This window comes from Methanobrevibacter woesei (assembly GCF_003111605.1).
GTDB classification, from domain to species: Archaea; Methanobacteriota; Methanobacteria; order Methanobacteriales; family Methanobacteriaceae; genus Methanocatella; species Methanocatella woesei.
Genome location: NZ_MZGU01000002.1, coordinates 175,986 through 195,549 on the forward strand (window position 1 = coordinate 175,986; position 19,564 = coordinate 195,549).

Consider the following 19,564-nt stretch of genomic DNA (forward strand, 5'->3'; position numbering starts at 1 on the left):
TTTATTCATCCATAAACTCCTCTAATTGATTTAATGAAGGAAACGCATTCATTCCATAGTCTTGAATAGATTTACTAGCTACCCAATTACCAATGATACAAGCTTTTTCAAGAGAATAGTCATTTAACATTCCAAATAAAAATCCACTATTAAAACTATCTCCAGCACCTGTTGTATCAACAACATCAGATTTAAAAGCTTCTACAAAGCATTCTTCACCATCATTATTAACTGCATAAACTCCTTTGGAGCCTTGTTTAACTACTACAGTTTCAATACCATCATCTAAAACATGTACAGCAATTTCTTTAAGAGAAACCTCCTCTACATTATCTATAGCTTTATAATAATCTTCATATAACAATCTAAGTTCAGTTTCATTAATTAAAAGAATGTCAGTACGTTCCAAAATAGGAGCTAATTCATTTAATCCCTTTTCAACATATAACATTCCTGGATCAAAACTTAATTTAATATCATCATTTAATTTTTCAAGTAATTCAATTTGGGTTTTAAATGAATCACCTACAAAAGATGTGTAATGCATTATTTTACAGGTGTTAATATTCATAAGATTTATCTCACCCATCTTTATCTCATCGTTAACTCCAGGATCTACATAAAGCGCTCTGTCCCCTTCATCATCAACAAAACCCATTACTTTACCAGTATTTCCATTATCAGAATAAATTAGATTATTTGTATAAACCTCATTCATAGCTAAATTAAGTTCTATTAAATCACCATCACTATCTTCACCTATTTTTCCAATAATAGATGTTTTTTTACCTAAACGTGAAAGTCCAATAATAGTGTTAGCTGCAGAACCTCCAGGAGTATCAGTCTGGCTTTTTATAAATGATTCTTCATCTTTACCTGCAATACTGCCAACAGTATGAAGTTTATCAACATTTAAGGCTCCAAAACCTATAACATCCACATCAATATCATTATTTAAGATTTTCATTTTAACCCAGCTATAAAATATCTAGTAAATTAACTTTTTTATCTCCTAATTTTCCATCATAGTTTCCTGCAGAAATTCCAATAACACCCTCAACATCTAATGTTGCATCAATAGCTGCTTTCATTGCAGCATTCATTGAATCTTCATCTACTGCATTAAATACAATTTCAGGAATATAATTAACTCCTTCAGCTACTTTAGACTCATCACCTAATTTGTCTTTAAGTGAAGGACAGTAAACATGATTTGTAGTTGGTCCAATTTCAGGATAATTAGTTTCAGGTTTAGAAGCTGCAGAACAAATATCAAATGGTGCAATAGCCCCTTCAACATTTTCAATAGCTTCAAGTGCTTTTTCACCAGCCTCCAATACTGCTTCAGGAGTGGAACATAAATACCAGAAATTTCCACCCATTATACCATCATTTAATTTAAATTTTTCTTCAATTTGGAAATCTGGAACAGCTATTGGAACATTAATCATTTTTCTTCCATATTCTTCAACTATCCATTCATAGCCATCTCCACAATGACCAACAATATCCATCATCTCGATATATTCATCAGATTCTTTATCAGAATAATCAAAAATACGGGTAAATGGTTTAACAAGAATATCTTGTCTTAAACGGTAAGATAATTCAAATGCAAATTTTTTAACATCATCTCCACCAAGCCAATATTGTACAACAGCACCAGGTCTTCCATCAGGTGTTTCATCACCAGATAAAAATCCTTCTACTCCACCTTCAACTCTTCCAATAACTGCACTTGGAGTTGAAGTTGAATCAAATGCTGCTCTTCTAACAATTTTTTCATTTGGACCTGTAATTAAAGCTCTTACATATTTTCCTTCAAAAGCTTCAAAAAATGTATCTTCAACTTTTTCATAACTCATTTTAATTATCCTCCTTTTAACCTAATCCACCAATATCTTGACCACGAATTTCATTTCTCATTTTAGTACTTGCTTCTAAAATTTCATCAAAGTTTTCCTGGTTAACAATTTTTATTATAGGTTTATCATAATTTTCAAATACCTTGAAAAATTCTTCTTTAACATTATAATCAATATCATATTTTTTAAATAACTCTTCCAAGTTATTTTCGTCATTATAATCATTTATAAAATCTAAAACAAGTTTTTTATCATTATCTGCATAAATATTAGCTATTACAGCAGTTGTAATTGCAGATGGTGATATAATAGCTATTTCAGCTTCTTTTAAAGGATATATATTACCATTAAAAGATATGCTAATACCATCATGGTCTCTAGCAAACCTTAAAGGCTCAACATCAGTAATGCTGTCTCCAATATAAAGAATTTCATTAATATCTATTGAATCATTATCAATAATTTTATCAATAGCTAATTTTTTACCTTCTCCACCAATAACATCAACTTCTTTAATTAAATTATAAAAACCCATCTTTGGAATTTCATTAAAGAAAATAGAATCGAATAACTCATAATCTTCAGGGTTTTCCAATATTTGATCTTTAAATTCAATTATTTTAGATATTTCATCATCAGTAATATCCAAAGCATCTACATCTACTTTAGTATAAAATGTATTTTTAAATGGGAAATCCATATAATTAGCTAAAGCTTCAATATATTGGCCATAGCTAGTGCTGACTATGTATGTATTCATCCTTTCTTTAAGATAATCAAGTAAAAATTTTGACTCACTTACTGTGAAAATATTATTCCTAGAAAATTCAATCATATCCTTGTTTTTAATGTTTTCAACTAAGAAGAAAGGTAATATTAAAAGTAAGGTATTACCCGCTTTATAATTAGGTTTTTTAACTTCATCAACAAGATAATCATCATATAAACTAAGGATTTTAAATAATTCTCCACCATTATCAATGAAATGATTAGCTAATTCAAAAGCATTGTCATTTAAAGTTAAGGGACCTTCACAGTCTGTAATAAATGATTTTTTATACAATGAACTCACCTAATTTTAATTCTAATTGCATCAACAGGACAAATAAATTCACATTCCCTACATAAAAGACATTTATCTTCATCCCAAGAAATCTTATCATCTAAGGTTAATGCACCAGTAGGACAGTTCTTAGTACAGATTCCACATGCTTGACATTTATCATGAGATAAAGAATAATCCCCTTCTCTAGGTCCACTAATGTAGGATCTTGCATAATATAAATCCCCTTCTTCACTATAGAAGTAGTCACCATAAACTCTAATTGCATCAAATTGACATTTCTCTACACATAATCCACAATAGACACAATTTGAATTGATTTTAATAGGATTTGGAGCATTTAAATCAATAGCTTTTGTTGGACAAACCATTTTACATTCACCACAAGCTATACATCTTTTATCAATTACTTCAATATTCCTATCAAATAAATAGTTGTCAAACAATTTGTTAAATCTTTTAACAGTAATACTTGAATCTAAAGTCAAACCAAGCTCTTTTTCCATTAATTCATTGATTTTAACCCTCATAAACTCATTATATGGTGCATCATCAAATTCTAATGATAAAGATTGTGCAATAGCTTTAAGTGCTTTATTAAGACTAATAAGATTTAAAGATAATTTTTTCATATCTTTATCAACAATTGAAGATACAATATCTTCTGATTTAATTTTACTATATGATGCAAACGCTTTTTTACGTGAAGAATATTTAATAGCAGTTGATGGACAGGAATGCATACATTCTTCACACCTTGCACAATAAGCAGGATTAATATAAGGTAATTTATTATTTCTACCAACATTAATAGCACCAATGGATGGACAGACCCTAGTACAAGTCATACATCCAATACAATCCTTTTGGTTAACAACAATAGCTCTTCCACCTTTAACTGTTCTTGGAAGGAGTTCACCATATTTAATTGCATCTGTTGGACAAACTCTAAAGCAGTACCCACAGCGAATACATTTATCTGGATCAATTTCACTATGTGCTTCACCTTTTTTATTAGATTTAATATGAATAGCACCAGTTTTACAAGCTTGAACACATGCTCCACATGCTTTACATAATTTAATATTAATATTTGGAACATTTTCTTTTATAGGAGGTGCAAAAGTCCTTTCAATTTTAATAGCATCATAAGGACAAGCATTACGACATAATACACATCCAAAACAAGTGCTTTTAATTTTAGTAATGCCATCCTCTGGGTCAATGAAAATAGCATCAATTTCACAAGCATTTAAACAAGGTTTATCCTCACATTGTTCACATTTACTTTGATCAATTGAATACTCAATATCAACCTCTCTTAAAGGTCTTGGAGTTTTAGAATAAGCATCAATCATAATTTCACTCCATTAAAATCTCACTTGTTAAATTAGAAGTCTTTACTGTGATGTAAATAATATCATTTCCATCATCATCTTTTTCCATTGCAAATTTAGCTAAGAAATACTTAATAACTGAAAATGGACATGTTTGATAACAGATACTGCAACGTAGACATTTTTCATCACTACGTACAATTGTATCATTTTCTACATCAAAAGTAATAGCTCCAGTTGGACATTCATCTACACAAAGTTGACATTTCTTACATTCATCACTGTTCCAGTCAATAACTCTAATTTTAAGCCTATTAACAGCATTAGTAATAATTTCCATTACTACTTCTTCATCCGGAATTATTTCATAAGCTTTATCCCATATTTCAGCTAGTGGAATTTCATATTGAAGTAAACTGTCTTTTTGAAGAGATCTTAAGTCTTCTTTTTTACTTTCAATATATTTTTCAAGAAATGTTACAGTTAATAGAATTATCTCTTTTTGGTCCTGTAAATTATCCACAAATACTCCTTTCATAGCCCCATTAACAGGACAAGCATCTAAACAATCTCCACAGTGAATACATTTAAGCTGATCAACATGAATTTTATCATCTACAACAGATATTGCTTCAACAGGACATTTCTTCATACACTTCTTACATCTAATACAAAGATAATCATCTACAATAAACTGTCTTTTCGAAGGAATTATATTGAATTCAGGTTTTAATAAGTGATTCTGACCACACTCAATTGTTTTAGGATCAGTAGGACAAACTTCTGCACAAAAACCACAACGAATACAGGCCCCTTCAAAGATAACAGGATAAGTCATACCCTCTTCTTGCTCATTATCTTCATCCCTTACTAATTTAATAGCATTTGGTGATGGGCATGATGCAGTACAAGCTCCACAAGCAATACAAAACTCAGGATTAATCTTTGGAAAATCTCTGAAACGTTCAGGTTTTTCCATGATTTCATGCTTACTTCTTGCATTAGCGAAACCATCAACCCATGCCTTCCTAGCAAAGTCGTAGATATACCATATTAATGAAGACATATTTAAACTACCTCATAAAAGTCTTTAATATCACATTTACCATTTTCATCAGTAATAGCTACTCTTTCAGCACATGCAATACATGGATCACTAGAAGCATAAGTTGAAACTGCATCTGCAACAGTAGCTACATTTTTAAGCATGTATTTCGCACAAGAATCAATATTCGGGATACTTGGAGTTCTAATTGAAATATGTTTAATTAAATTACCATTAGTTTCCATCATGTAATTCACTTCTCCCCTTGGAGCTTCATTTTGGAACTCTGCATATCCAGTTTTAATATCAACAGGAGTACGTATTTTTCCTTTAGGCATATTCTCAATAGCTTGCCTAATTAAACTAATAGATTCTGGAATTTCATCAAAACGGTTTAAAGTTCTTGCATAATTATCTCCTTCTTTTCTCCAAACTGTTTTAAAGTCAAAGTGGTCTTTGTAAGTGTAATGGTCTTGTCTATAATCTTTTTTAATTCCAGATCCCCTTCCAATTGGACCTACAGCTCTTCCTCTAATAGCTTCTTTTTTAGTCATTACACCAACATTTTTTGAACGTAAACCAACAGCTGGCCCTTCAGCAAATAATTCTCTTGTTCTATCAAATTTATCTTCAACTATCTTAAGATTTTCAAGGATTGGTTCAAAATGACGATCATCAGCATCCATTTTTACTCCACCAACAACATTCCAACCCATATTAACCCTATTACCAGTTAATAATTCAATAGAATCCATGATATATTCCCTCATATCAAGAACATGCATAAATAAGGTTTCATGATCAAGTGTTTTGAAATAAGTTGAATTTGCAAGCAAATGAGATTGAATCCTATCTAATTCATTAGTAATTACCCTTAAAAACTGTGCTCTTAATGGTGCTTGAACATCTGATATTGTTTCAATAGTTTCTGCAAATGTTTGTGTATGCTCATAGGAACAAATCCCACAGATTCTTTCAGCCAAAAAGATACCTTTCTGCCAGGTTTTACCTTCCATTATCTTTTCAATTCCTCTATGAACATAACCATATTCAATTTCAGCATTAACTACTTTTTCACCCTCAGTTTGAACTTTAAGCCTTATAGGTTCCTTAAATCCTGGGTGAATTGGTCCTAATGGCAATATCATTCTTCTTCCCTCCCACGTTTAGCAATAGCATCAGGTCCAACAGACAAAATTGCTTCTAAAATTTCACTTGGCCTTGGAGGACAACCTGAAATTGCAACATCAACAGGTATATAATCAGAAGCAGGTGCATGGACTGTTCCTCCTTCTTGATTAAAAACATCTCCAGATTGAGGGCAATTTCCAACTGCTACAACAATTTTTGGTTCTGGAGCTTTATCATAAACTCTTTTAAGGTTAGTAACCCATTGCTCAGTAACTGCTCCAGTTAATAAAAGTACATCAGCTTCACGAGGATTATTATGTACATAAATACCATATTGCTCTAAATCATATCTAGGAGACAATAATGCAACTATTTCAACGTCACAACCATTACAACCGCCACAATTAACAATACAAACATGAATTGAGCTTTTTCTAACAGCATCTTTAATAGTATTTAACATTGTACGCCTCTATCATTTTTAATATTCATAATTTTTAATAATATTTAATATCTCTTTTCTACCTTCAATTAAAGATTCATCATAAGATTTACCATTAATAACATCATAAGCTAAGGATTTACAGATATTATCAGCTTCATCTGCTGAAACAAGTTCTAATGTCTTAGAAAACCAGCACAATCTTAAATCAGCATAAAATTTCATAGCTAAGGCTTCAAGTTCAGCAACTTTGAAAGTTCCATGTAACCCTTCTAAAGAAGACATATCTAAATCGTTCATAAATATCTCTTCCATCTCTTCAGTTGAAATACCAAATTCTTTAGAAAGAGGAATAATAATATCTTCTTGCCATCTAAAGCTTTTTAATATTCTTGTTTTCATTAAAATGAAACGTTCATCCTCATTCATATAATCACACCATTAAAATTAAATGCCAAATTAAGTAAATCACAGCTGAAACAACAATACCAATAACAGTTTCTAATCTACCATAACCTGGTCTTTCATTAAGTACAAAACCAACTAGGAAGAATCCAATAGCTAGTAAAATAACAGACCAAGTAAAGTTAAATATTAAAATCCAACCAATAAGAGCAATTACAGTTATGGCTATGTCCAAACCTTTAATAACATAAGGTTCGCCATGTTTTTTATAACTCCATAATAACCCCAATATTGATCCTATAACAAATGTAAGTATGTAAATTAAATATTCAATCATAATTATCCCCTACATTGGCCTATATAATAATATAAATGAAATACAAATTACAGCGAAAGTTATAAAGAAAAATACTTTCTCTAAATTTTCTAAACTATGTCCAAATTTATTATTTTTGGCTAATAATGCTAACAGTATAGTGAAAAATATTCCTAAAATTATAATTGGAATTCCAATATCTGTTTGAAATGCAGATATTATTATTCCTGAAACTAATATTCCTACTGCTACAATTATACTAAAATATACAGTTGCGCCTTCTTTTTCCATTTTCACCATACCTCTATATTAATACCATTATAATTGTTCCCACAATACATACAACTGCAATTGTAATTTGTGTCATTATCGAATGATTTGGATTTAACATAGGAGTTACTGCATTAATAAAACCAGTAACAACTGACATTAAAATCATTCCAATAATTAGTTCGATTATTGACAATGGTCCAAAGAATATTGTTAAGAATAACCAAACCATAATGTACCATGAAATAGATTCTGAAAACATTATGAAGCCTCTTAAAAATCCATAATGTTCAGTTTCAAATCCTGAAATTAAGGTTTTATCCTTAGTGATTCCAAAAGGAGAGTAAGGAGATTTACTTAAAATCAATACAAAGAACATTAAAGCTGCAAGAGGAATGGTAAATACTAAAGGTCCATTAGCTCCTTGATAAGCAATTATTTCACCAATATTCATTGTTCCAGTTACTAAATAAACTAAAGCAATAGCTGCAAATAATGGAAGCTCAGTAGCTGCTGATAAAACTGCTCTTACACAACTTAACTTTCCATAAGGAGAACCAGAACTGGATCCAGCATTATGTTCAACAATTTTGTAAACAGCATATACTCCAAAGAGTATTAATAAAGAATCATGAGTAACAGGTCCTGCGATTACACCAATAACCCAAACAACAGCCAAAATAACTACAATAGATACATAAAATGGCATTGATGCATTTTTTGGAAATGTGCTTTCTTTAAAAAAGAACTTTAAAGAATGCAATAAATGTTGAATAATAGGAGGACCTGGCCTAAGTTGAACACGAGCCATTACTTTCCTATGTAATCCTAATAAAAGACTTCCAGCAAGAAATGCTATGATTACATTAATTAAAATATCCGCCATCAAATTCATAATATCACTAATATCCAGTGAATGGTTCTTTCACCCTTTCTTCTTCATCTTCTTTTCTTGGTTTAGCCATTGTAAGTAATCCAAAAGATAAAACCCATAAAGGAATACCAATAATAGCTACCAAATAAACAATCCAAGTTTCTACATTAAATATTAAACAGTAAACTATAGCTATAGTTGATAATATTAATAATATAATTGAAATCGCTTTTTGCATACCCATACTCTCACACTCACATTAAAATAATTAATAATATCTCAATAGCTCTTATAATAATAAATAATGAACTTAAATGTATAATAACTAAAAATGGAGAACCTGGAGTTCTAAACATTTCAGCTTTTGTTGCAAAAAATGGTGCAACTCCACTTTCACCAATAATACCTATTAACATCAATATAGCCCCAAATATCACCATAGGTGATGGAGTTATTTGAGATAAAACAGCTAAACTTAAAGTTCCTGTTGATGCAAGAATAATAGATGCACCACCAAACAATGGTAAACTACACATCATAGCTATTAAACCATAATTATAGGCAGAATTCAAAACAGAAGTTTGTTTAACTGCAGATACAATACCAATGTTTAATATACCAATTAAAGCCATGAACAAAGTGAAGTTAAACAAATCTCCAGTAATCATTGCACCAGCAGATGCTATACCACAGATAATTGATAAAAATCTTCTTTGTTTAAACTCTTTCTCACCTACTGATACCTCAGTATTCTCAAGTGATCCAAAAGAAGCTTCAGTTTGAGTTTCTGTCTTACTAATAGCTATTAAAAATGTAAAAACTAATAAACATGCAAAAAGGAACAAGTTAAATGGAGTTACATACAAAACAATGTCCCCAAGAGGAATTGTTCCAAGTAAATTACCCCCTAATGCACTTTCAGTAATTGTTGAAAAATCCATAATAACGCCTCAAACTATTTTTTACCAATATCCTCTCTCATAAGCACTCCAATTAATCCAACTTTTGAAGCTACTTTTAATAACAATCCAAATGCTGAAAGTAATAAACTTAATAACCATAATTCTGGCATTACAAAGTACAATGCAAAACCAATAATCCAGCAACACCATGCAATACCTGAAATAGCACCAACACCATCTAAAACAAATACAGGTAATCCTCTTATTTTTCTAGATAAAGCATACAATACCATTCCACCACCAGCTACAGCACCACCAGTAAATCCAGTTAAGAAAATACCATAACCAATTAAAACTAATGCAATGAAATTAGGAGCAGTAGTCATAATCTCCATATTCAAAGTAAATGAAGTTGGGAATAATGAAGAAGTTGGTGATAAATTCTTTTTAGGATTTGCTTCAATTTTATGCATCTCTCTTGATAGCAAAATCTCAGAAATCGCCAAGGTTTCTGCTAACTCTACTACTAAACCAGGCAATACTAAAGCTTCAGCTAAATCAGTACCAACAGCAGAAACAACAACCAGCATAGCTAAACCAACAATATCAGTTAAGATAAGAATATGAATTTCCTCTCTTTTCATAGCTATTGCCATTGTACCAATAAAACCAATTATTAAACCTGCATAAATAGCTGGTAAATACATTGATAAAAATACATCAGGAACAAACTGAGGAATAAATACCATTAGTTATCCCTCCTATTTTGCCTTTCATGTGCTTTCATATCATTAGCTTTAATTTCTCTAGCTACATTTGAAGAATCAACAATAGCCTTTTTAACATCAGATTTTATATTTTCTGTGTCATGTTTTCTATTCATTGTATAATTAATTGCAAGCCAAGATGCAATAATAAATGACATCATTAAAATACTAGATTCTAAAATTGTATCGAAACCTCTAGTATAATACAATATTTCATCAATTAATCCACCAGGAGATGAATAAATAGATGTTCCAAAGTATGGAGATATAGATGCAATCCATAAAGCTATTGGAGACATATATCCTGTAATCATTCCCAATGAAGCTGCATTTTCAGGATATTGAGGTGAAATAATACCTGGTTCTTCTAATGGAACTCCGCCCCTATCATAGGGTGCAATAGCTAATCCTTCATCCATTTGACTTTGAGGAGCCGGTCTAACATAAAGCTGATCATCATTTAATTCAAATGGGATAACAAGACCTGCAATTAGTATAATTCCTAAACATGCTGCAAATAATCTTGGAACATTCTTAGGATTAGCTAATTTATTCCATAAGGTTCCAATCCTCATAAATCAGCCCCCATTTCTTCAAGACGAATAACTGCTCTAAATAAAATTAAAGTAATAACCACAGTTGTAGCAACAAGAGTTAATAAAGCTAAAACATGGTTATAAGATAATAAAACTAATGAAATACCAATTGAAGCAATTTCTGTATTAAATAATCTTACAACTGGATCATTAACTCCAGGACCCCAAGCAGTAGCAAGACTTCCTACAATAGCTAAGAAGATACCAAAATAAAAGAATAATTGAAAATCAATCATGTATCTCACCACTATTTACTTTTTTGTGTCTAATTTCACTAATTTTTACAATTGAAAGTAATAAAACTAAAGTAGATAATGGAGCTGATAATGCAATGAAGAATGCTACATCTAAATATTTAAATAAAACAACAGCTAACATGAACCCTGCATCTAAAATTGAAAACATAATAACCTTATCAAAAGGCTTTTTCAAAAATATAATACCAAAGGTTCCAATCAACATTAAAGCCATTGCTATTATTGTAATAACAAATTCATCCATTTTAATTCCTCAATCTAAAATCACTTCATCATCTAATCTTTTTAAACTATATGCAATAGCATTTGAACTAATTGTAGAACAAACGAAAAATACCGCAGCTACAATAAGAGCAAAAGGAGTGTCAATAACTAAAGCAATGAGTGCCGGGACTGTAAAACCTATTACATTTAAATATAATAATTTTTCAGCCCTATTTCGAGTTATTAATGCTCTTAAGGCTACAAAAATTGTAATAACGCCAATAATCTCCACGTACATAAAAATCACTCTTCCGCATGCCTATTAAATATTTTAGCTATTCTTCCTAAAACTCTTGATGCTCCAGGTTGATCTATGCCTTGAATAGTTAAAATAGCTATAATCATACCAACAATAAACATTTCTGGGGTTATACCCACAAATGAAGCAATAAATAAAATCACAGTCATAGTTAATGAACCAATAGTACCTGCATAACCTGGGTCTGCACATAAACGGTTACCTATGAAAACTAGAAATGCTGCAATAATACCTCCAGGAATTCCTAAAACCAAATATCCAATAGAAGCTATTAATGTACCTGCAGATGCATCTGGAGAACAAAGAATGTTTCCTTGGAAATAACCTCCTGCAATGTCACCATTTCTATTTTTAACATCTTCACCAATATTTTTTGCACCAATAACCCCTGGCTGTTCAGGAAGTCCCATAAAAGTATCAATTATAACAAAATTTAACCAGCAGACAATTGCTGCTATTATAATTCCTAAAATCTCATTCATTTAATAAGACCTCCTCAGATTCCTCAGCTGGAGGCTTTGGAAATACATAAAAAAATAAATATTTAACAAATAAAGCTGAACAAACACCAATAATTAATGCAACTAACATTCCATTATATGCAAATAAATAATTTAAAACAACAAAGAATGAAAATACCCCAATAGCTATTATAGGAGTGGGATAAAGTGCACTCACATTAAATGAATACCTATAAGGTTTTTCAGGCAATAATGGAAGTCTAAGTATTAAAGCAACAACTATTGATGAAAATATAGCAATTAAATAATCTATTATAAAATAGCTTATATCCACACCCATATACATCATGTTAACTAGACTCCTTATTAATAATATAATATAGTAAATATAAAATATATAAATATTTTTACTTAAAAATCATTATTATTATTGAGTTATGTATAAAATAAAAGTTCATAAACCTATTTTAAATAATATATCCCTAAAAAAATCATTTAAAAAGAAAACTAAAATCATTGAAAGCTTATTATATTAAAAATAAAGATTATTTGTAATATAACAAACAAAATTAACATCATATTTTTATATAATAGTACACTATTTATTAAATAATAAATTTGATTAATTTTTAATAAAAAAGATAAATCGTGATTTAATTGAACAACAGAAATATTCTTATTACTGGAGGACTTGGTTTTATTGGTTCTCATATTGCAGATGAATTAATTCCAAATAACACAGTCACCATCCTGGATAACAAATCTACGGGAAAAATAGAAAATTTAAAAGAACCAAATCATAAAAATTTAACAATAATTGAAGAAGACATAAACGATGCTGACCTAAACACAATCTTAAAAGATGTAGATTATATATTCCATCTTGCAGCTATGGCCAGTGTACCTTTAAGTGTAGATGATCCTATTGGCTGTACAAAAAACAATGTAAATGCAACCATCAAATTAATTAATGCTGCAAAAGATGAAGGAGTTAAAAAAATTGTATTTTCCTCTTCTTCAGCTGTTTACGGTGAAAATAGGAATATGCCATTAAAAGAAACTGAACCTATGATGCCAACTTCCCCATATGCTGCATCAAAAGCTAGTTGTGAAGTTTATATAAACAGTTTTACTGAGTCCTACGGATTAAATGCAACATCCCTTAGATATTTCAATGTATTTGGACCAAAACAAGATAAAAATTCACAGTATGCAGCAGTTATACCTAATTTTATCAGTGCTATTTTAGAAAATGAACAGCCAGTCATTTATGGTGACGGAGAGCAAACCAGAGATTTTGTCTATGTAAAAGATATTGTAAAAGCCAATATCGCAGCTGCTGAATCAGATTATAATGGAGTTGTAAATGTAGCTTCTGGAAAGAAAATAACTATAAATAAATTATATGAAATTGTCAAAGAAACCTTAAAAACAGACATAGAACCAAAATACCTTCCAGAAAGACAAGGTGACATTAAGCATTCCCTTGCAGACACATCTAGAATGAAAAATATTAATTTTGAAGTTGATTCCAGCGATTTTGAAAAACAATTAGCTGAAACAGTAAATTGGTTTAAAACCCAATTATAAAAAAAGAATAGCTATTAATGAAAATATAGCTATTTTAACTTATTTTTTAGTGGAATCCACAGTTACTGCAAGTTTCACACATTTCTTCATCAGATGGTGGAACTTTACCAGTTTCTTGAAGTAAAACAGAAACAAAATAATAGTCTGTTCCATTATCAGAAGATTTTGTAACAGGTGAAATTCCTTTAAACTGTGCACTGATATCTCCAGTATTACCAATATCTACTTTAATTGGTTCAAACATTTTAAAACGTTCAAAGTATTCCATAACTTCATTTTTAAGGTCTTCTGGAACTTTAAAATTAAATGAAAGCATATTATCTTCTTTCATTGTAAGACCAACATAACTTTGATCAATCTCTAAATTAAGTCCTAAATGTTTTTTGAAAATAACTATATTATCAATATTTGATGATGTCATAAATAACAAATTGCTTTTAAATATTATATAAATATTGCCCCACTTGTTAGCAATTTATTATAATTTTAATATTTTAAAGAATTATCATAAATCTTAATGAATTATCACGATTTATAATAAGCTTTAAATAAAAAAAAATTCAAAAATATTTAATGTTATTAAATAATATAATTCTATATAATTTAACTTTTATTTAACAAATTTACTTTATTAGGTGTTTATTTTGAATGAATATAATAAAAATATTGGAAGGAGAATTAGAGAACTAAGAGAACTTTCCGATATATCCACCAAAGAAATTGCAGATTTATTGGACATTGAAGAGGAATTATACAATAAATATGAAAATGGAGAAACTGATATTCCAGCTAGTTTCTTATATGAACTTGCAAATAAATTTGAAGTTGATTTAGGACTAATTTTAACTGGTGAAGAAACTAGAATGAGTATTTTTGATGTAACTCGTGCAAATAAAGGAGTATCAATTAAAAGAAGAAAAGAATACCATTATGAAAATTTATGTGAAAGATTCATGCATAAAAAAGCAGAAATGTTTATTGTGACTGTAGATCCTAAAGAAGATGCAGTTCCTTCTTTAAATACCCACCCTGGTCAAGAATTTAACTATGTTCTTGAAGGCAGTTTAAAAATATATATTCACAACAATGAAATTGTTTTAAATGAAGGAGATTCCATAATATTCGATTCAAACCATAGACATGCAATGATCGCACTTAATGATAAAAAAGCTAAGTTTTTAGCTGTTATAATGTAATTTTAATGAGGTTTTATATATGACAACCTTAATAGGAGATTTCGTAAATAGAGTGGATTTTAAATCCTATGAAGATTTTTATGAAAATTTCGAACTAAAATACAACGAAGATTATAACTTCGGTTTTGATGTAGTAGACAAATATGCAGAGATAGATCCAGAAAAAGTAGCTTTAATCTGGGTTAATGAAGAAGGCGAAGAACATATTTTCACATTTGAAGATATGAAAAAATACAGTAACAAAGTTGCAAACTTATTCAAAAGGTTAGGCATTAACAAAGGTGATAAAGTAATGCTTACTTTAAAAAATAGGTATGAATTCTGGTTCTGTATGGTTGCACTTCATAAAATTGGAGCTATTGTTATTCCTGCAACACATATGTTGAAACTTCATGATATTGACTTTAGATTAAAAAAAGCTAATGTTAAACTTGTTGTATCCGTTGAAGAAGATGATTTAATTTCTGATTATAACACTGCAGAAAAAGAATTAAGAATTGACTTGAAAAAATTAGTAATTGAAAGAGATATTGACGGTTGGATTAACTTTAACAAAGCTATTGAAGAAGAAAGTGATGTTTTCGAAAGACCAACCGGTGAAGATGCAACAAAAGCAGATGAACCATTTTTAATATATTTCACATCTGGAACTAGTGGACTTCCAAAAATGGTTGCACATAAACATACTTACAGTTTAGGTCACATCCCTACAGCAAAATATTGGCATAATGTTAAAGAAGATGGAATCCATCATACTTCTGCAGACACTGGATGGGGAAAAGCTGTTTGGGGAAATCTCTATGGACAATGGATTGCAGGAACCACAGTATTTATCTACGACTATGAACGTTTTAATGGAATTAAATTACTTGAAAAAATCATAGAATATAAAGTAAATACCTTCTGTGCACCTCCAACAATCTACAGATTCTTAATTAAAGAAAACATTGAAGGATATGATTTCTCTAATCTAAGTTATGTAACTACTGCAGGTGAACCATTACCTCCAGAAGTATCTAAAAAATTCAAAGAAATCTCTGGTTTAACAATTAAAGAAGGATTTGGACAAACAGAAAGTACTTTAATGATTGGAACCTTCATTTGGCTTGATGCTAAACTTGGTTCTATTGGTAAACCAAGCCCATTATTCAATGTAGAGCTTTTAGATAAAGATGGTGAAATCGTAGATATTGGAGATGAAGGAGAAATATCCATAAATGTATCTGAAGGTGTAAAACCAGGATTATTTAAAGAATACTATAAAGATCCTGAAAAACAAGCAGCTAGCTGGTATGATGGACATTACCACTGTGGAGATACTGCTTGGATGGATGAAGAAGGATATTATCATTTCATAGGAAGAAACGATGACATTATTAAAAGTTCTGGATACCGTATTGGACCATATGAAGTAGAAAGTGCTGTTCTTTCACATGATGCAGTTTCAAATTGTGCTATTACTGGATATCCTGACCCTATAAGGGGACAAATTGTAAAAGCAACTATCATATTACAACCAGGATATGAAGAAAGTGAAGAACTTATTAAAGATATCCAAAACCATGTGAAAAAAACAACTGCTCCATATAAATATCCTAGATTAATTGAGTTTGTTGATGAAATTCCAGAAACAATTAGTGGAAAAATAAGAAGAGTAGAAATTAGGGAGAAAGATAACTCCAATTAAATAAAAGATGGTGAAAGTATTATGATAACCGATGGAAACCCTTATCCTGTAATACATAAAGAAGAATGCAAAGGATGTCAAAGATGTATAATAGCATGTGCAAAAGATGCTATTAGTCTTAGTAGCGAATTCAATAATGCAGGTTATCCATATGCTTATTATAAAGGTGAAGGATGTATAGCATGTAAAGATTGTTATTATACATGCCCTGAACCATTAGCTATTGAGATTTACAACTTTAAAAGACCAAATAATGATATTGCAGTAATGATTCAAAGTAAAGTAAGGAGGAAACATAATGAGTAATCAAATGGTAAAAGGAAATACCGCTGTTATTATTGGTGCAATGTATGCTGGCTGTGACTGTTTCTTTGGATACCCAATTACCCCAGCTAGTGAAATCTTACACGAAGCATCAAAATATTTCCCAATGGTAGGAAGAAACTTCGTTCAAGCAGAAAGTGAAGAAGCTTCAATTAACATGATTTATGGTGGAGCAGCTACTGGACACAGAGTAATGACTGCATCCTCTGGACCAGGTATTAGTTTAATGCAAGAAGGATTCACATATTTAGCAGGAGCAGAATTACCTGCAGTTATTGTAGATATTATGAGAGCAGGACCTGGACTTGGAAATATTGGTCCTGAACAAGGAGATTATAATCAAATTGTTAAAGGTGGAGGGCATGGAAACTATAAAAATATAGTTTTAGCTCCAAATAGTGTTCAAGAAATGTGTGATTTAACAATTAAAGCATTTGAACTAGCTGATAAATATAAAAACCCTGTTGTAGTATTAGCTGATGGTACTTTAGGCCAAATGGCAGAACCATTAAAATTCCCAACAGAAGCTATTGAACCAGAGATAGATGACTCATGGGCAGTTCGTGGAAGTAAAGAAACAATGAAAAATCTCGTTACTTCAATCTTCCTTGATTTTAAACAATTAGAAAACTTTAACTTTGAACTTCAAGAAAAATACGATCTTATTTCAAAAGAAGAAGTTATTACTGAAGAATATCAGCTTGAAGATGCAGATATCGTTTTAGTTTCCTATGGAATAAGTAGTAGAATAGCTAGGACTGCTGTAGACAAATCTCGTGAAAAAGGATTAAAAGTAGGATTATTAAGACCAATTACTTTATTCCCATTCCCAGAAGAAAGAATTAAAGAATTAGGAGATAAAGGAGTTAAATTTATTTCTGTAGAAATGAGTAATGGTCAATTATTAGAAGATATACAACTTGCAGCATGTAGAAAAGATGATACTTACCTTGTTAACAGAATGGGTGGTAATCTTCTTGAATTAAGAGATGTTTTAGAAAAAATCGATGAAGTTGCAGGATTAAATGATTAAGGATGTGAAAAGATGAGTAAAAAAAGTTTCAGTACAGATAAAGCAAGAAATTTAGACTTAAGAATATTTAAACATCCTGAATCTATTTATGATTCTTTCCCAAGAAAAGGAGAAACAAATCAAACAACAACCCACTACTGTGCAGGATGTGGACATGGAGTTCTCCATAAATTAATTGGAGAAGTAATGGATGAACTTGAAATACAAGACAGATCTGTTATGATTTCCCCAGTAGGTTGTGCAGTATTTGCATATTACTACTTTAACTGTGGAAATGTACAAACTGCTCATGGAAGAGCACCTGCAGTAGCAACTGGAATTTCCAGAGCTGAAGATAATGCAATTGTAATGAGTTACCAAGGAGATGGAGATTTAGCATCCATTGGATTAAATGAAACCTTACAAGCAGCTAATCGTGGAGAAAAAATTGTTGTTTTCTTTGTTAACAACACTGTTTATGGTATGACTGGTGGACAAATGGCTCCAACTACTCTTGTTGGTGAAAAAACAATCACTTCACAAAATGGAAGAGATCCAGCATATGCAGGTTATCCAATACATATGTGTGAGTTAATAAACACTTTAAAAGCACCAGTATATATTGAAAGGGTCTCATTAGCTACTCCTGAAAAAATTAAATTAGCTAAAATGGCTATTAGAAATGCTTTACAAATCCAAAAAGAAGGAAAAGGATATGCATTTGTTGAAGTATTATCCCCATGTCCTACTAACCTTAAACAATCCGCATATGATGCTCAAGCATTTATTGAAGAAAAAATGGAAAAAGAATTCCCTGTTAAAAACTTCAGAAACAGATATGGTGAAGTAGAACCTGTTATTAGACCTGAAAATGATTACAGCATTGAATCTTTAGATGAAATATTTAATGTTGAAAGAGGGTCTGAAGATGATTTTGTTGATGATCCTGATTTAAAACCATTATCTATTAAAGTTACTGGATTTGGTGGTCAAGGGGTATTAAGTGCTGGTTTAACAATTGCACAAGCAGCTTGTAGTGAAGGAAAACATGTATCATGGTATCCAAGTTATGGTCCAGAACAAAGAGGAGGAAACTCAAATTGTTCTATTGTAATTTCAGGAGAAACTATAGGAACACCTGTTGTTGATGACATTGATATTTTAATTGCTTTAAATAAACCATCACTTGAAAAATTCTCCAAAGATGTTAAAGAAGGAGGAGTTATAATTTACGATTCACGTATTGGAGAATTTACAACTGACAAGGATATTGAAGTAATCGCAGTACCTTCTGTTGAAATAGCTGAAGAACATGGAAATGCTAGAACAGCAAATACTGCTCTTCTTGGAGTTTTAATGGAATTAAGAAAAAGTATCTCACCTGAAGCTTATGAGAATGCTATTAAACAAATGTTTGCTTCCAAACCAAAAGTTATCGATGTAAACATTGATGTTTTAAAAGCTGGATCTCAATGGATGAAAGATAACTCATAAAAAATGT

General features: G+C 30.6%; 27 protein-coding genes. 6 read left to right on the forward strand and 21 right to left on the reverse strand.

Annotation, left to right across the window (positions count from 1 at the left end; genetic code table 11):
• Nucleotide 1: 1 nt before the first annotated feature.
• The 20 genes from MBBWO_RS01195 to MBBWO_RS01290 are packed head-to-tail and all read right to left on the reverse strand — an operon-like array spanning nucleotide 2 to nucleotide 12,603.
• Nucleotides 2–967, reverse strand: a complete 966-nt coding sequence (locus MBBWO_RS01195) for a carbohydrate kinase family protein (protein ID WP_116669057.1) — start codon at nucleotides 965–967, stop codon at nucleotides 2–4.
• A gap of 10 nt (nucleotides 968–977) precedes the next feature.
• Nucleotides 978–1,865 (reverse strand): formylmethanofuran--tetrahydromethanopterin N-formyltransferase, encoded by an 888-nt coding sequence (locus MBBWO_RS01200; RefSeq protein WP_116669058.1) that lies wholly within the window; start codon nucleotides 1,863–1,865, stop codon nucleotides 978–980.
• Between the two features lie 16 nt (nucleotides 1,866–1,881).
• Nucleotides 1,882–2,928: a hypothetical protein gene (locus MBBWO_RS01205; RefSeq protein WP_116669059.1), complete on the reverse strand. Its 1,047-nt coding sequence runs from the start codon at nucleotides 2,926–2,928 to the stop codon at nucleotides 1,882–1,884.
• A 5-nt stretch (nucleotides 2,929–2,933) separates the two neighbouring features.
• On the reverse strand, nucleotides 2,934–4,286 hold the full coding sequence (locus tag MBBWO_RS01210; protein WP_116669060.1) for a 4Fe-4S binding protein: 1,353 nt from the start codon (nucleotides 4,284–4,286) through the stop codon (nucleotides 2,934–2,936).
• A gap of 4 nt (nucleotides 4,287–4,290) precedes the next feature.
• Entirely contained in the window at nucleotides 4,291–5,331 is a 1,041-nt protein-coding gene (locus MBBWO_RS01215; protein ID WP_116669061.1) for a 4Fe-4S binding protein, read from the reverse strand.
• A gap of 2 nt (nucleotides 5,332–5,333) precedes the next feature.
• Nucleotides 5,334–6,458: a hydrogenase large subunit gene (locus tag MBBWO_RS01220; RefSeq protein ID WP_116669062.1), complete on the reverse strand. Its 1,125-nt coding sequence runs from the start codon at nucleotides 6,456–6,458 to the stop codon at nucleotides 5,334–5,336.
• Nucleotides 6,455–6,904: an NADH-quinone oxidoreductase subunit B family protein gene (locus tag MBBWO_RS01225; RefSeq protein ID WP_116669063.1), complete on the reverse strand. Its 450-nt coding sequence runs from the start codon at nucleotides 6,902–6,904 to the stop codon at nucleotides 6,455–6,457. The genes MBBWO_RS01220 and MBBWO_RS01225 overlap by 4 nt, the downstream gene beginning before the upstream one ends.
• A gap of 18 nt (nucleotides 6,905–6,922) precedes the next feature.
• Complete coding sequence (locus MBBWO_RS01230) at nucleotides 6,923–7,312, reverse strand: EhaM family protein (protein ID WP_116669064.1); 390 nt, start codon at nucleotides 7,310–7,312, stop codon at nucleotides 6,923–6,925.
• A gap of 4 nt (nucleotides 7,313–7,316) precedes the next feature.
• Nucleotides 7,317–7,625, reverse strand: a complete 309-nt coding sequence (locus MBBWO_RS01235; protein WP_116669065.1) for an energy-converting hydrogenase subunit EhaL family protein — start codon at nucleotides 7,623–7,625, stop codon at nucleotides 7,317–7,319.
• A gap of 9 nt (nucleotides 7,626–7,634) precedes the next feature.
• On the reverse strand, nucleotides 7,635–7,895 hold the full coding sequence (locus MBBWO_RS01240) for a hypothetical protein (protein WP_116669066.1): 261 nt from the start codon (nucleotides 7,893–7,895) through the stop codon (nucleotides 7,635–7,637).
• Between the two features lie 13 nt (nucleotides 7,896–7,908).
• Nucleotides 7,909–8,769: a respiratory chain complex I subunit 1 family protein gene (locus tag MBBWO_RS01245; protein WP_116669067.1), complete on the reverse strand. Its 861-nt coding sequence runs from the start codon at nucleotides 8,767–8,769 to the stop codon at nucleotides 7,909–7,911.
• A gap of 7 nt (nucleotides 8,770–8,776) precedes the next feature.
• Nucleotides 8,777–8,992 carry a DUF788 domain-containing protein gene (locus MBBWO_RS01250; RefSeq protein ID WP_116669068.1) on the reverse strand — a complete coding sequence of 72 codons (216 nt, stop codon included), beginning with the start codon at nucleotides 8,990–8,992 and terminating at the stop codon, nucleotides 8,777–8,779.
• A 10-nt stretch (nucleotides 8,993–9,002) separates the two neighbouring features.
• On the reverse strand, nucleotides 9,003–9,689 hold the full coding sequence (locus MBBWO_RS01255) for a hypothetical protein (protein ID WP_116669069.1): 687 nt from the start codon (nucleotides 9,687–9,689) through the stop codon (nucleotides 9,003–9,005).
• A 14-nt stretch (nucleotides 9,690–9,703) separates the two neighbouring features.
• On the reverse strand, nucleotides 9,704–10,399 hold the full coding sequence (locus tag MBBWO_RS01260; protein ID WP_116669070.1) for an EhaG family protein: 696 nt from the start codon (nucleotides 10,397–10,399) through the stop codon (nucleotides 9,704–9,706).
• Nucleotides 10,399–10,992 carry an EhaF family protein gene (locus MBBWO_RS01265; protein WP_116669071.1) on the reverse strand — a complete coding sequence of 198 codons (594 nt, stop codon included), beginning with the start codon at nucleotides 10,990–10,992 and terminating at the stop codon, nucleotides 10,399–10,401. Before MBBWO_RS01265 ends, MBBWO_RS01260 begins: the two co-directional genes overlap by 1 nt.
• Nucleotides 10,989–11,249: an EhaE family protein gene (locus MBBWO_RS01270; RefSeq protein ID WP_116669072.1), complete on the reverse strand. Its 261-nt coding sequence runs from the start codon at nucleotides 11,247–11,249 to the stop codon at nucleotides 10,989–10,991. The genes MBBWO_RS01265 and MBBWO_RS01270 overlap by 4 nt, the downstream gene beginning before the upstream one ends.
• Complete coding sequence (locus tag MBBWO_RS01275) at nucleotides 11,242–11,514, reverse strand: EhaD family protein (RefSeq protein ID WP_116669073.1); 273 nt, start codon at nucleotides 11,512–11,514, stop codon at nucleotides 11,242–11,244. The genes MBBWO_RS01270 and MBBWO_RS01275 overlap by 8 nt, the downstream gene beginning before the upstream one ends.
• A gap of 9 nt (nucleotides 11,515–11,523) precedes the next feature.
• Nucleotides 11,524–11,772 carry a DUF2109 domain-containing protein gene (locus MBBWO_RS01280; RefSeq protein WP_116669074.1) on the reverse strand — a complete coding sequence of 83 codons (249 nt, stop codon included), beginning with the start codon at nucleotides 11,770–11,772 and terminating at the stop codon, nucleotides 11,524–11,526.
• A 5-nt stretch (nucleotides 11,773–11,777) separates the two neighbouring features.
• Nucleotides 11,778–12,275 (reverse strand): hypothetical protein, encoded by a 498-nt coding sequence (locus MBBWO_RS01285; RefSeq protein ID WP_116669075.1) that lies wholly within the window; start codon nucleotides 12,273–12,275, stop codon nucleotides 11,778–11,780.
• Nucleotides 12,268–12,603, reverse strand: coding sequence for an energy-converting hydrogenase A subunit A EhaA (locus tag MBBWO_RS01290; protein WP_116669076.1), 336 nt, complete (start codon nucleotides 12,601–12,603; stop codon nucleotides 12,268–12,270). The genes MBBWO_RS01285 and MBBWO_RS01290 overlap by 8 nt, the downstream gene beginning before the upstream one ends.
• A 308-nt stretch (nucleotides 12,604–12,911) precedes the next feature.
• On the opposite strand from MBBWO_RS01290, the gene MBBWO_RS01295 reads away from it, so the two are divergent.
• Nucleotides 12,912–13,844 (forward strand): GDP-mannose 4,6-dehydratase, encoded by a 933-nt coding sequence (locus MBBWO_RS01295; protein WP_116669077.1) that lies wholly within the window; start codon nucleotides 12,912–12,914, stop codon nucleotides 13,842–13,844.
• A gap of 46 nt (nucleotides 13,845–13,890) precedes the next feature.
• On the opposite strand, the gene MBBWO_RS01300 is transcribed toward MBBWO_RS01295, so the two are convergent.
• Nucleotides 13,891–14,265, reverse strand: coding sequence for a hypothetical protein (locus MBBWO_RS01300; RefSeq protein ID WP_116669078.1), 375 nt, complete (start codon nucleotides 14,263–14,265; stop codon nucleotides 13,891–13,893).
• Nucleotides 14,266–14,479: 214 nt separating this feature from the next.
• Between MBBWO_RS01300 and MBBWO_RS01305 the strand changes: the two genes are divergently transcribed.
• The 5 genes from MBBWO_RS01305 to MBBWO_RS01325 are packed head-to-tail and all read left to right on the forward strand — an operon-like array spanning nucleotide 14,480 to nucleotide 19,557.
• The gene (locus MBBWO_RS01305; RefSeq protein ID WP_116669079.1) at nucleotides 14,480–15,040 is read left to right on the forward strand and encodes a helix-turn-helix domain-containing protein; all 561 of its coding nucleotides are present in this window, start codon (nucleotides 14,480–14,482) and stop codon (nucleotides 15,038–15,040) included.
• Nucleotides 15,041–15,059: 19 nt separating this feature from the next.
• On the forward strand, nucleotides 15,060–16,727 hold the full coding sequence (locus tag MBBWO_RS01310; protein WP_116669080.1) for an AMP-binding protein: 1,668 nt from the start codon (nucleotides 15,060–15,062) through the stop codon (nucleotides 16,725–16,727).
• A gap of 21 nt (nucleotides 16,728–16,748) precedes the next feature.
• Nucleotides 16,749–17,033 carry a 4Fe-4S dicluster domain-containing protein gene (locus MBBWO_RS01315; protein WP_116669081.1) on the forward strand — a complete coding sequence of 95 codons (285 nt, stop codon included), beginning with the start codon at nucleotides 16,749–16,751 and terminating at the stop codon, nucleotides 17,031–17,033.
• Entirely contained in the window at nucleotides 17,026–18,084 is a 1,059-nt protein-coding gene (locus MBBWO_RS01320) for a 3-methyl-2-oxobutanoate dehydrogenase subunit VorB (protein WP_116669082.1), read from the forward strand. The genes MBBWO_RS01315 and MBBWO_RS01320 overlap by 8 nt, the downstream gene beginning before the upstream one ends.
• Nucleotides 18,085–18,096: 12 nt before the next feature.
• Nucleotides 18,097–19,557, forward strand: coding sequence for a 2-oxoacid:acceptor oxidoreductase family protein (locus MBBWO_RS01325; protein ID WP_116669083.1), 1,461 nt, complete (start codon nucleotides 18,097–18,099; stop codon nucleotides 19,555–19,557).
• Nucleotides 19,558–19,564 lie beyond the last annotated feature (7 nt).